A 12,414-nucleotide genomic window follows, 5' to 3' on the forward strand; every position below is an offset into this window, starting at 1 on the left:
AGCCTGAGTCATGCAGGACAACAAAGCACGGGAACAGGTTTTTCAGGATCATATTATTCATGCTCTGGCGGCTCAGGGCTGGCTGGTGGGAGAGTCGGCAAAGTACGACAGAGAGCGGGCGCTCTACCCGGAAGACCTGCTGGCCTTTGTGCAGCAAACCCAGCCCGATGCCTGGCAAAAATACTGCAGGCTCTATGGCGAGCAGCCGGAGCAGCATTTGCTCAATGCCGCTGTGCGGCAGCTGGGCCACACGGGCAAAGGGGCGCTGTGGCTGCTGCGCAACCAGATTGAAGACAGGGGCCACCGGCTCAAGGTGGCGAGCTTCAGGCCCGATCACGACCTTAACCCCGAGCTGCTGGCGCGCTACCGGGCCAACCGGCTGCGGGTGGTACCTGAGCTGGTATACAGCCCTCATGGTTACGAGGGCCGGCTCGATCTCACCTTGTTCCTTAACGGCATTCCGGTGGCGACCCTGGAGCTCAAGTCCTGTTTCAAGCAGTCGCTGGAAAACGCCAAAAACCAGTACCGGTTCGACAGACAGCCCAAAACCCTGGGCAAGGCCGAGCCGTTGCTCACCTTTCGCCGGGGGGCCCTGGTGCATTTTGCGGTCAATCAGTTTGAAGTGGCCATGACCACCAAGCTTGCCGGCAAAGGTACCTTCTTTCTGCCCTTTAACAAGGGCACAAGCGAAGGCGGGGCCGGCAACGATCAGCCGCCGATGGTAAACAGCCAGGGCGGCTATGCCACCGAGTATCTGTGGCAGGAAATACTGCAGCCCGACAACTTTCTGCGCATTCTCGGCCGTTACCTGCATCTGGAGGTGAAAACCGAGGAAGACGCCCTTGGCCGGGTAAATAAAAAAGAAACCCTGATCTTTCCCCGTTATCACCAGTGGAGTGCGGTGCAGCAACTGCTGGGGGCGGTGACCGAAGAAGGGCCGGGCCAGAAATACCTTATTCAGCACTCCGCCGGCTCCGGCAAGTCCAACTCCATCGCCTGGCTGGCCCATCAACTGGCGTCGCTGTACCAGGAAGGCGGCCACAAGCTGTTTCAGTCGGTGATAGTGATCACCGATCGCACCGTGCTCGACAGCCAGTTGCAGGAGACCATTGCCCAGTTTGAGCATGCCGATGGGGTGGTCAGCCGCATCAACCGGGAAGAGGGCGAGGGCAGTAAATCGGCCCAGCTTGCCGAGGCACTGGCCAGCGGCACGCCCATTATCATCGTTACCATTCAGACCTTCCCTCATGTGCTCAAGGCCATTCAGGAGTCCACCTCGCTCAAGGCTTCTACCTTCGCGGTGATTGCCGATGAGGCCCACTCCAGCCAGACCGGCAGCACCGCCCGCCAACTGCGGGAAGTGCTGATGGCCGAGCAGCTCGACGGCGATGACGAGCTGTCGGCGGAAGACGTGATGAACCTGACCCTGTCGGCCCGGGGCGGCAGCAGCAATATCAGCTACTTCGCCTTTACCGCCACTCCCAAGGGCAAAACCCTGGAGCTGTTTGGCCGCCCGCCCAAGGCCAACATGCCCCTTGGCCCGGACAACAAGCCGCTGCCCTTTCATGTGTACAGCATGCGTCAGGCCATTGAAGAGGGCTTTATTCTTGATGTACTGAAGAACTACACCAACTACAGCCTGGCCTACAAACTGGCGATGCAGGCGGAAGAGGACGACCGCGAGGTAGACGCCAAAAAGGCCCGCATTCGGCTGTCCCGCTGGGTGCGGCTGCACCCCCACAACATTGGCCAGAAGGTGCAGATCATCATTGAGCACTTTCGCGAGAACGTGGCGCACCTGCTGGGGCATCAGGCCAAGGCCATGGTGGTCACTTCCAGCCGGCTGGAGGCGGTGCGCTACAAGCTGGCGTTCGATAAATACGTGGCGGAAAAAGGCTACGACGCCATTCGCGCCATGGTGGCCTTTTCCGGTGAGGTAAGCGACGAGGGCGTGGACTATACCGAACGCAGCATGAACCCCGAGCTTCATGGCCGGGACATGCGCAAGGCCTTTGACACCCCCGATTATCAGGTGATGCTGGTGGCCAACAAGTTTCAGACCGGCTTCGACCAGCCCAAACTGTGCGCCATGTATGTGGACAAAAAGCTCACCGGTGTGGACTGCATTCAGACCCTGTCCCGGCTTAACCGCACCTATCCCGGCAAGGAAAGCACCTTTGTGCTCGACTTCGTCAATGATCCCCAGGATGTGCTGGAGGAGTTTCAGAAATACTTTGAGACCGCCACCCTGGATACGGTGTCTGACCCCAACCTGGTGTATGACCTGCAGCACAAGCTGCGGGCGGCGGGCATTTTCAACTGGAACGAGGTGGTGGCCTTTGCCGATGCCTACTTCGACCCCAAACGGGGCCAGGAGGCCATGCTGAGCTATGCCAGACCGGCGCTGGAGCGTTTTAAACGGCGTTATACCCTGGCCACCGAGAGCCTGCGGGAGTGCCGGCGCATGCTCAAACTGATTGAGCGTGAAGGAGGCAGCGCCACCGACAAGACCAATGCCGAGCGGCGGGTGAAAGAGGCCGAAGAAGCCCGCTCCGAGCTGGATATTTTCAAGAAGGATCTCAACAGCTATGTGCGCTTCTACGAGTTTGTGTCTCAAATTACCCCGTTCAACGAGGCCGAGCTGGAGCAGTTGTGCGTGTATGCTCGCCACCTGTTGCCGCTGCTGCGCCAGGAGCAGCTGGAAGAAGACGAAATCGACCTGTCTTCCGTGGTGCTCAGCCACTACAACCTCAAGGCCCGGCGCACTCAGGATCTCAAGCTCAGGGAAGACGCCGCCGGCTATGGCCTGAAAGGGGTGTCGGCAGTGGGCAGCGCCACGCCCAAGGAAGAGAAAAAGGATTACCTCTCCCACATTCTGGAGCAGCTCAACGATCTGTTCGGCCTGGAAACCACAGACGGCGACAAGCTCACTCTGCTGCAGGGGGCCATGGCCAAGATCAGCGAGAACGAAACCGTCATGGCTCAGGTGCGTAATAACTCCAGCGAGCAGATCATGCTTGGCGATTTTCCCAAAGCCATGGAGCAGGCCATGATCGACAGCATGGGCTCGTACCAAAATCTGTCGATGCAATATCTCTCCGACCCGGACGTGGCCAAAGGCTTCAACCAGCTGGTGCTGGGCATGCTGCTCAAGGGCCTGCAGCAGGGAGCGAGATAGCGCACTTCAGATAACATAAAAAAGCCAGTGCATTGATTGATGCAACTGGCTTTTTTATGCGCTGTGCTGAGAAGGTAAATCGCATAGCGGTGGAGGCATCAGCCTGCTTGTATGTGCCTCGGGTGGATCACTTGTTAGCCAGTACGACTCAACATATACTGTTTTTATATACAGTGTTCGCTGAGGTTGTTTATGGATATTGCCAGTATCATGGGCCGGCACCGGCGGCTCAGTTGTTATCCGTTGCCGCTGCTGCTGGAGCGCACGCCTTGTGGCTTTCCCAGTCCGGCGCAGGACTATGTGGAGCAGACCATTGATCTCAACGATCTGTGCATCAGGCACCCTGCGGCCACCTATCTGGTGCGGGCTGCCGGAGACAGCATGCTGGAGGCGGGCATTCATTCCGGAGATATTCTGGTTGTGGATCGAAGCCTGGAGGCGGCCCATGGTGATGTGGTTATTGCCGCTGTGAATGGCGACATGACCTGTAAATATCTGGAGCTGCACCCCAGGGTAAGACTGGTGCCGGCCAATCGCCACTATGCGCCCATTGTGCTGCACGACGCCGAAACCCTGGATTTGTTCGGGGTAGTAACCAACGTTATTCATCACATTCCGAAAAAGTGAAAACCTACGCCCTGGTCGACTGCAATAACTTTTACGCCAGCTGCGAGCGGCTGTTCCGGCCCGATCTGCAGGGCCGGCCCATAGTGGTGCTGTCCAATAACGATGGCTGTGTGGTGGCCCGCTCGGCAGAAGCCAGGGCCATGGGCGTGAAGATGGGGGAGCCCTATTTCAAGGTAAAGCAGGCCTATGAGCAGGCCGGCGGCATTGCTTTTTCCAGCAACTATGCGCTTTATGGGGATATCTCCAGCCGAGTGATGCAAGTGCTGGAAATGCTGGCACCGGCGGTGGAGGTATACAGCATTGATGAAGCCTTTCTTGAGCTGAGCGGAGTGGCCAATACCGTGGCGCTGGAGGAATTTGGCCAGCAGCTCAGGGCCACCATTGCCAGGTGGGTTGGCATCACTGTGGGGGTGGGCATGGCCCCCACCAAAACCCTGGCCAAGCTGGCCAACCATGCCGCCAAGAAATGGCCTGCCACCGGTGGTGTGGTGGATCTTGGCACCACCATCAGGCAGCACAAGCTGATGGCCATTACGCCGGTGGCTGAGGTGTGGGGCATTGGCCGCCGGCTTACTCAGCAGCTGGAGGCGCTGGGCATTGGCACGGCACTGGATCTGGCCCGCATGCCGCCAACGCTTGCTCGCAAGCGCTTTTCGGTGGTGCTGGAGCGCACCATTATGGAGCTGAACGGTGTTGCCTGCATTCCCTGGGAGCAAGGGCCGGCCCCCAAGAAACAGATCATCAACTCCCGCTCCTTTGGAGAGTACGTTACCGACTACTCAGTTATGAGGCAGGCAGTGTGCCAATACGCCGCCCGTGCTGCCGAAAAACTACGGCAGGAGCAGCAATATTGCCGTCTGGTGCAGGTGTTTATTCGCACCAGCCCCTTTGCCAGCCATGAGCCCAAATACAGTAACCATGCTGCTGTTACTCTGCCACTGCCCACGGCAGACACTCGGGATATTGTGGCGGCGGTGGTAAAAGGGCTGGAGCAGATCTGGCGGCCTGGCTACCGCTACCAGAAAGCGGGAGTAATGCTGCTGGACTTCTGGCCTTCAGGCACCTATCAGCCCGGGCTGTTCGACTGCATCAGTGAGCGGCCACAAAGCCAGGCACTGATGCAGGTAATGGATGCCATTAACCACAGCGGCCGGGGAAGAGTATTTCTGGCGGGGGAAGGACTCAGTAAAGAATGGCAAATGAAGCGGGCACAGCTGTCACCTGCCTACACCACCCGAGTGAAAGAGCTGCCTTTGGCTTATTAAAGCAGCGCATATGTAGTTACAGCTGTGCGCGTGTGATCCCGCATTCCTGATCCTTACGCTGATACCCCGCCCATTTATTGCAGTCAGATTGATAACCATGGCGTTAGGTGCGAGGGAGATAGCAGTCCCCTTTCTGTACGCTTTTATTGGGAGGCCGCTTTCATCTAAAAGCATGAGACTCGATAACGGATGATCCTCTAACCACTACCCAACAAATTCCTACTTATCAGGTTTACCCTTGAGATTGCAGCCTCTTGTTAGGCATTGCCTGCAATTACGCGCATATTCATTGACCGATCGGGTAACTCACAATTGTTTGAAAGTCGGTGAATGCCATCATTTGATTTCCTTTAAGACCATGAAATGGAAACTCCGAGAACGCATAACCTCTAGGCGACAAGTCAAGATGTAATTGTTCATCCCCAAGCGATAGTTTTCTTGAGTGTGCAGGAAATGTTCCTTCATTTTTCTTAGTTACCATAAAGGCAATTGGAAAAAAACTGAGAAGACTGACCGTCGCAATGTGGCCTTCATTATAAAACCCAACGCATTTAGCACTTAAGTGCTTATTAAATGGATAGAACCAGTAATAAATGTCATGAGAGTCATCAAGTGCCGAGTTATCACCAAGAACGAAATCTTTTAGTGGCTGTAAATATGGTGAGTGTTTTTGAGGGGTCTTGCATTCTTCTACAGATGTAGCAGCTAGGATATGACCTATCATAGCTCTTGAAAATTTCATAGAGTCAACATCTGTAGATATAATGTTGTACTGGTGGATTGAGCTCTTAAAATAGCCTTTAACCTTTAATGTAAGAGACTTACATACTCTGGCGATCTCATCATCATTACCACCAAGATGTTCATTGTTGCACTTATGGCATATAGTCTTAAACTTACTTCCATTTGGTGACTCAACCCCTTTTACTTGGGAAGCTCCGATTCCCATTAGTTCAGTGATATGGCGTTGCTGCACCTTAGTTATTGTAATTGCCCCCTTAGGCGGAACGTGATCTGGCGACAGCCGACCGAAAGAACCGCATATAAGACAATAACCTTCATTAATCTTTGTGTGTGCAAATCTCTTAGAGATACTTTTGCTATAGTTTCCCATGATTACTTATGACTACCTATGACTTATGTAACGCTTTGGTTTTGCGGCGCGCCGGAGCTCCAGCGCAGGTGCGTCCGCCAACAGCCACTTGTTAGCCAAAGTTCGCTCTTTGCTACTTTTTACTATTAATGTAACTTACAGCTGCCGTCGTTAGTGCAGTCCCTGCTGCGCTGAAAACTGCCTTAACAAAACTTTTTGCTTCATCACTGTCAAAAAGAGGCTCTTTCTCCGAAAAAGTAGTCGCAAGCTCCGGCAGAGCATCAGCCATTTCCGATAAGGTATCGGATGATGCCCACAAATTTCCCTTCGGGTCTAAAAGCCTATAAGGCTTGAGCATTCCGGTTGTTTTGAACGTACTGTTGCTTTGAATGCGCCACCCATTCTCGTTTACACAGTCATCCCAGAATACACCGGCATCTACTGTGGCTGTTCCATACAATCGACGTATTGCCATTCCCAATCTACCTCGCTACCTAATTGTTAAAGTTTTCTTGGCTAACATTGTAATAGTGAGTGTGCTCATATTTATGCAATGATCAAGCTTGTGTTTTACTGGTAAGTTATTGATAATAAACTGATTTTTATTTATCAGCTAATTATCGTGATGAGCAAAAACGCGCATGCTCAGTATTTACAGCCTCTTGCTCACTATTCAACATTGGTCGGTTATAACCTATTCATATCATGAATATTTTTTATCCTGGGTTGCTGTACACGCGCATGGATTGTTGATAGCGCGTACTGTGCCGACAAACATGCCAATATATCGTACCAACCATCAGCAACTTGACTGCGGCCACGCTACCGCCCTGATCTTGCAGGCGACCAAGCCACTTTGCTTTGGCTGTGATAAGAGTCTTATTGTGCCCATGTCGGGGAAGAATTCAAATGGAACTTTTCGGTGAGTGTATGGTTGCGCTATGTAAGTTTGAGGTTGGCTGGTAGCCAGGGGCCTCTTGTGTCGCTGAAGGCTTTAACGCTGCTGTTATAATGTGAAGACAAGTCAGGAGGTTTATCATGATACGCCGAAGCAAAACAGCAGCCCGCAATCAGCTTACACCGGAGAAAATCCTCCGTTCTGTGGCCAGCTCTACGGCGATTGAAACCGGAGAGCCTACGGCTGTTATTGAAGCCCGGCTGAAGTCTGGCAAGCGACGTTTTCCGCAACTGTCCTTGGCCGGCCAGCCAGACTGAAAGTATCCCATGGGTATCCCGGGGAAGGACCATGCTCTTGCAAAGCGGCACACAGGCGGCACAAAAAAAGCCAGTGCATTGATGCTACTGGCTTTTTTCAGTGTTTATATGGTGGCCCCTCCCAGACTTGAACTGGGGACCTAACGATTATGAGTCGTGTGCTCTAACCAACTGAGCTAAGGGGCCAAAAGTGCGCTGATTATAGGGGAATGAGGGCGGGGCTGTCCAGCGCTGGGCGGCTTATACGCTTGATTTTTAAGCGGTTGACCCGGCCAATAAAAAGGGCACCGAGGTGCCCTTTGAACTGTGTGCGGTTGTGCTTACTCGTCGAGGAAGCTGCGCAGCACTTCGGAGCGGCTGGGGTGGCGCAGTTTGCGCAGGGCCTTGGCTTCAATCTGGCGAATACGCTCACGGGTAACGTCGAACTGCTTGCCCACTTCCTCAAGGGTGTGGTCGGTGTTCATGTCGATACCAAAGCGCATGCGCAGTACCTTGGCTTCCCGCGCGGTCAGGCCGGCCAGCACGTCGTGGGTGGCGTTACGCAGGCTCTCGCTGGTGGCGGAGTCCGCCGGCAGGGAGAGGGTGGTGTCCTCGATAAAATCGCCCAGATGTGAATCTTCGTCGTCACCGATGGGGGTTTCCATCGAGATCGGCTCCTTGGCAATTTTGAGCACCTTGCGGATTTTGTCTTCCGGCATGGCCATGCGGTGTGCCAGCTCTTCCGGCGTGGGCTCACGGCCCATCTCCTGCAGCATCTGGCGGGAAATACGGTTGAGCTTGTTGATGGTCTCAATCATGTGCACCGGAATACGAATGGTGCGGGCCTGATCCGCAATGGAGCGGGTAATGGCCTGACGGATCCACCAGGTTGCGTAGGTCGAGAACTTGTAGCCACGGCGATATTCAAACTTGTCTACCGCTTTCATCAGACCTATGTTGCCTTCCTGGATCAAGTCCAGGAACTGCAGACCGCGGTTGGTGTATTTCTTGGCAATAGAAATAACCAGACGCAGGTTGGCTTCCACCATTTCTTTTTTGGCTCGGCGGGCCTTGGCCTCACCAATGCTCATGCGGCGGTTAATGTCTTTAATCTGAGAAATGGTCAGACCGGTTTCATCTTCCACTACCTTGAGCTTGCTGATGGCACGCAGTACGTCTTCGGCTACCACTTCCAGACGCGAAGACCAGGTTTTGCCGGCGGCCAGCTGAGCCTCAAACCAGGCCTGCTCACTTTCGTGATGGGCAAAGGCCTGCACAAAGGTCTTTTTGGGCATTTTGCACTGCTCAACGCAGAGCTTCATGATAATGCGTTCCTGCACCCGCACCCGCTCCATGGTGTCGCGCATGGCGGTAACCAGACGATCAAACTGCTTGGGTACCAGGCGGAACTGACGGAACAGATCGGCCAGATCAGCAATTTGCTGAGCAGCCTCTTTGGAGGTGCGGCCCTTGGCGGCAATGGTGCTGCGCACCAGCTCATACTGCTCACGCAGCTGGCCGAATTTCTCACGGGCCAGCTCAGGATCCGGGCCTGTGTCGGCTTCTTCTTCTTCCTCGTCGTCGTCGTCTTCTTTATCTTCTTCGTCTTCGTCGTCGAGGTCTTTTTCGCTCAGTTCCGAGCCAATATGGGTGGCAGTGGGCGCGGCGTCTTCGGCTTCATCAAGGTCGAGAAAGCCGGAAATAATATCGCTCAGCTTGATGTCGCCGGCTTCAAAGCGGTCGAACTGATCCAGCAGCGAGGTAATGGTCTCTGGATATTCAGAGACCGAACTCTGCACCTGATTGATGCCGTCTTCAATGCGCTTGGCGATGTCGATTTCGCCTTCGCGGGTCAGCAGCTCCACGGTACCCATTTCGCGCATATACATGCGCACCGGGTCTGTGGTGCGGCCAATTTCGGATTCAACGGATGCCAGTGCCTGAGCAGCGGCCTCGGCGGCGTCTTCGTCGGCAGTGGTTTCCGTCATCATCAGATCATCGGCATCAGGGGCGTTTTCTACCACCTGAATGCCCATGTCGTTGATCATCTGGATAATGTCTTCAATCTGATCAGAATCGACAATATCCTGAGGCAGATGATCATTTACCTCGGCATAAGTCAGGTAGCCCTGTTCTTTACCTTTGGCTACGAGAAGCTTAAGCTGTGACTGCGGGGTTTGCTCCATAGAACTCGTCCGGTTAGATGTTGCAAGAGAGAGGGTGTGGATACCGGGGCGCTCAGGCATTTTCTGGCGCGCAAGTAGCCGATTATAACAAAATTTGACCAATCTGGCTAACTGGTCCGAGCTTGCCAACACCTCGCCCTTGGGCCAAGCGTGCTGCAGCCTGCATTGGTTATTTCACTTACCCGTACACCGGGCCTTTATTACAATCTTGGGGCAGTTTGCCCGTTTTTCAATTTATAAGACCGTGCCGCCCTTGCTTTCTGTCAGCAGCAGCACTAATTCTTGTTTTTCCGATGGTGTCAGCCCTTCGCGCGTGCTGCTTTTTTGCTGCAGCAGTTCAATGCGCTTGGCCAGATATTCGTTGATTAATACCACAAAAATATCTTGCAGTTCCTGCTCTATGTTGTCGCCGGCAAAGGCGTTTTCTGCCATGGCCAGTTTCGACAGGGCCGCTTCTGATGCGTGCCCCCGCCAGTGCTCCAGCAACTGGGCGGTATTCATGCCGGGCTGCTTGCGAACCATGTTCAGCAAGGCCAGCAGCAACTCCATACCCGGAAGTGACAGGTCTTCCAGCGCCGGCATTTCCGGCAGCCGGGCTGCGACAGCCGGATATTGTAGCACAAGGGCAATGGCCCGTCGAAGCGGCGTGAGTTTTAGTTTTTGCGGCCGGTTGGGCGCGGGCTTTTCCTGTTTTTCTGTGGGTTTAAGCCGCTGAAACAGTTCTTTAATCCGGCGTTCGTTCTCGCCCCAGTTAAGCTGACGCGACAGCTGCGTTATTAATCCTTCCCGGGTAAAGCCCTCGGGCACCCGCATAATGGCCTCGGCAGCCTTGTGGGCCAGCTCGTGCTGGCCGGCGTCGCCGTCCATGCTGTCCTGGGCCAGCCGCTCAAACAGAAAGTCACCAAAGTCCTGCGCGCTATCAAGCAGTTGCTCAAAGGCCGGCTTACCCTGAGTGCGCACCAGGCTGTCGGGGTCTTCACCGTCGGGCAAAAACACAAAGCGCAGGCTGCGGCCGTCCTGCATTAACGGCAGGGCGTTTTCCAGTGCCCGCCAGGCGGCTTCGCGGCCGGCGCGGTCGCCATCGTAGCAGCAGATCACTTCCCGGGTGGTGCGATAGAGCAGCTGCAGCTGATCGGAAGTGGTGGAGGTGCCCAGGCTGGCCACCGCATAATCGATGCCGAACTGGGCCAGGGCCACCACGTCCATATAGCCTTCTACCACCAGTACCCGCTCGGGGTTGCGGTGAGTCTGGCGCACTTCATACAGGCCGTAGAGCTCGCGGCCCTTGTGGAACACTGGGGTTTCCGGCGAGTTCAGATATTTGGGGGTGCCGTCGCCCAGCACCCGGCCGCCAAAGCCGATGGTGCGGCCGCGTCTGTCCCGAATGGGGAACATGATGCGGTCACGAAAGCGGTCGTAGATGCGGCCATTGTCGTTTTGCAGCAGCATGCCACCGTCAATCAGCTGGCGTTCGGTGTCGCGGTTTTTGGCGTAGCGGCGTTTTACGCTGTCCCACTGATCGGGCACATAGCCAATGCCGAAATGCTTGACCACTTCACCGCTCAGGCCCCGGCTCTTGAGGTAGTCAATGGCTGCCGGTGCGCTGCGCAGCTGCTGCTGATAGAAACGGTTAATGTCGTTCAGCAGGCTATAAAGATCCTGCCGCTCGGCCCGGGCTGCGGCCTGTTGCTGGGGCGAGCTGCCGCCGGCATTTTCACGGGGCACGGTCAGGCCATGCATAGACGCCATTTCGTCGATGGCATCAAGAAATTCCAGTCCGTCATATTCCATTAAAAAGCCAAGGGCAGTGCCATGAGCACCACAGCCAAAGCAGTGATAGAACTGTTTGTCGGGACTGACCGTAAAGGACGGGCTTTTTTCGTTATGAAAGGGGCAGCAGGCCTGGTAGTTCTTGCCGGCTTTTTTGAGTCGTACCCGCTGGTCGATCAAGTCGACGATGTCGGTGCGGGCGAGGAGATCGTCAATAAATTGTTGGGGAATTCTGCCAGCCATGATTCACCGTAAAAGCAAAAAACAAAGCCGTGCATTCTTGCGAAGCACGGCCCGTTGGCAGCTCAGCGGCAGTTATCAGGCCAGTTTGGCCTTGATGGTGGCGCTGACCCTGCCCATGTCTGCACGGCCCTGGATTTGTGGCTTGAGTACCGCCATTACCTTGCCCATATCTTGCATGCCAGTAGCACCGGTGTCGGCGATGGCCTGGGTGAGCAAAGCATCCAGCTCGTCTTCTGTCAGGGGTTGCGGCAGGAATTCCTGCAGCACCGCAATTTCCTGGCGTTCGCCGTCAGCCAGCTCCTGGCGGCCGGCCTGCTCGAACTGGTTAGCGGCATCTTTGCGCTGTTTTACCATTTTGGTAATCACAACAATGATGCCGTCATCGTCCAGGGTTTCGCGGCTGTCGATCTCTTTCTGCTTGATCTCGGCCATCAGCATACGCAGGGTGCCAAGGCGAGCCTTGTCTTTGGCGCGCATGGCGTTTTTCTGCTGCTCTGACAGCTGGTCTTTCAAAGACATGAGATCAACAACGCTTAGTACAGACGAGTGCGGCGTGCGTTTTCGCGAGCCAGTTTCTTGGCATGACGCTTAACAGCGGCAGCCTTGGCGCGCTTACGCTCGGTAGTCGGCTTCTCGTAGTGCTCGCGGCGACGTACTTCAGACAGGATACCGGCCTTTTCGCAGGAACGTTTGAAACGACGCAGAGCTACGTCGAAGGGCTCGTTTTCACGTACTTTAATTACTGGCATGTGCCTTTCACCTCGGTTAACTGGTCTGTTTACCAGCCAGTCTGACAATAAAATGGTGCGAAATTCTACTATTAACCGGGTCCGGCTGTAAAGACCGGTAACCCTTTGC

9 protein-coding genes and 1 tRNA gene are annotated in these 12,414 nt (G+C 54.9%); 3 read left to right on the top strand and 7 right to left on the bottom strand.

Going from position 1 to position 12,414, the window contains the following annotated elements; translation table 11 throughout:
• Positions 1-10 precede the first annotated feature (10 nt).
• The 3 genes from N2M06_RS02795 to umuC all read left to right on the top strand — a co-directional run bounded on the left by N2M06_RS02795 (position 11) and on the right by umuC (position 5,070).
• The gene (locus N2M06_RS02795) at positions 11-3,178 is read left to right on the top strand and encodes a DEAD/DEAH box helicase family protein (RefSeq protein ID WP_346351515.1); all 3,168 of its coding nucleotides are present in this window, start codon (positions 11-13) and stop codon (positions 3,176-3,178) included.
• Positions 3,179-3,370: 192 nt separating this feature from the next.
• Positions 3,371-3,805 (top strand): translesion error-prone DNA polymerase V autoproteolytic subunit, encoded by a 435-nt coding sequence (umuD, locus tag N2M06_RS02800; RefSeq protein WP_346351516.1) that lies wholly within the window; start codon positions 3,371-3,373, stop codon positions 3,803-3,805.
• Entirely contained in the window at positions 3,802-5,070 is a 1,269-nt protein-coding gene (gene umuC / locus N2M06_RS02805) for a translesion error-prone DNA polymerase V subunit UmuC (RefSeq protein ID WP_346351517.1), read from the top strand. The genes umuD and umuC overlap by 4 nt, the downstream gene beginning before the upstream one ends.
• 286 nt (positions 5,071-5,356) lie before the next feature.
• On the opposite strand, the gene N2M06_RS02810 is transcribed toward umuC, so the two are convergent.
• From N2M06_RS02810 to rpsU, 7 genes are all read right to left on the bottom strand, one after another.
• Positions 5,357-6,184 (bottom strand): hypothetical protein, encoded by an 828-nt coding sequence (locus N2M06_RS02810; protein WP_346351518.1) that lies wholly within the window; start codon positions 6,182-6,184, stop codon positions 5,357-5,359.
• Between the two features lie 112 nt (positions 6,185-6,296).
• Positions 6,297-6,638: a hypothetical protein gene (locus tag N2M06_RS02815; RefSeq protein ID WP_346351519.1), complete on the bottom strand. Its 342-nt coding sequence runs from the start codon at positions 6,636-6,638 to the stop codon at positions 6,297-6,299.
• A gap of 849 nt (positions 6,639-7,487) precedes the next feature.
• A tRNA-Ile gene (locus tag N2M06_RS02820) sits at positions 7,488-7,564 on the bottom strand.
• Between the two features lie 134 nt (positions 7,565-7,698).
• Positions 7,699-9,603 (bottom strand): RNA polymerase sigma factor RpoD, encoded by a 1,905-nt coding sequence (gene rpoD / locus N2M06_RS02825; RefSeq protein WP_346351520.1) that lies wholly within the window; start codon positions 9,601-9,603, stop codon positions 7,699-7,701.
• A 174-nt stretch (positions 9,604-9,777) separates the two neighbouring features.
• Positions 9,778-11,556 (bottom strand): DNA primase, encoded by a 1,779-nt coding sequence (gene dnaG, locus N2M06_RS02830; protein ID WP_346351521.1) that lies wholly within the window; start codon positions 11,554-11,556, stop codon positions 9,778-9,780.
• 75 nt (positions 11,557-11,631) lie between these two features.
• On the bottom strand, positions 11,632-12,075 hold the full coding sequence (locus N2M06_RS02835) for a GatB/YqeY domain-containing protein (RefSeq protein WP_346351522.1): 444 nt from the start codon (positions 12,073-12,075) through the stop codon (positions 11,632-11,634).
• Positions 12,076-12,089: 14 nt separating this feature from the next.
• Positions 12,090-12,305, bottom strand: a complete 216-nt coding sequence (rpsU, locus tag N2M06_RS02840; protein WP_014293599.1) for a 30S ribosomal protein S21 — start codon at positions 12,303-12,305, stop codon at positions 12,090-12,092.
• Positions 12,306-12,414 lie beyond the last annotated feature (109 nt).

Origin of the sequence: Oceanimonas sp. AH20CE76, assembly GCF_039654065.1 — a bacterium.
Taxonomy (GTDB): Bacteria; Pseudomonadota; Gammaproteobacteria; order Enterobacterales; family Aeromonadaceae; genus Oceanimonas; species Oceanimonas smirnovii.

What these genes read in the sequence shown, in the direction of transcription:
- rpsU (WP_014293599.1), bottom strand. Translation starts at nt 12,305, where the DNA reads ATGCCAGTAATTAAAGTACGTGAAAACGAGCCCTTCGACGTAGCTCTG.
- dnaG (WP_346351521.1), bottom strand. Translation starts at nt 11,556, where the DNA reads ATGGCTGGCAGAATTCCCCAACAATTTATTGACGATCTCCTCGCCCGC.
- rpoD (WP_346351520.1), bottom strand. Translation starts at nt 9,603, where the DNA reads ATGCCTGAGCGCCCCGGTATCCACACCCTCTCTCTTGCAACATCTAAC.
- N2M06_RS02815 (WP_346351519.1), bottom strand. Translation starts at nt 6,638, where the DNA reads ATGGCAATACGTCGATTGTATGGAACAGCCACAGTAGATGCCGGTGTA.
- N2M06_RS02835 (WP_346351522.1), bottom strand. Translation starts at nt 12,075, where the DNA reads ATGTCTTTGAAAGACCAGCTGTCAGAGCAGCAGAAAAACGCCATGCGC.
- umuD (WP_346351516.1), top strand. Translation starts at nt 3,371, where the DNA reads ATGGATATTGCCAGTATCATGGGCCGGCACCGGCGGCTCAGTTGTTAT.
- N2M06_RS02795 (WP_346351515.1), top strand. Translation starts at nt 11, where the DNA reads ATGCAGGACAACAAAGCACGGGAACAGGTTTTTCAGGATCATATTATT.
- N2M06_RS02810 (WP_346351518.1), bottom strand. Translation starts at nt 6,184, where the DNA reads ATGGGAAACTATAGCAAAAGTATCTCTAAGAGATTTGCACACACAAAG.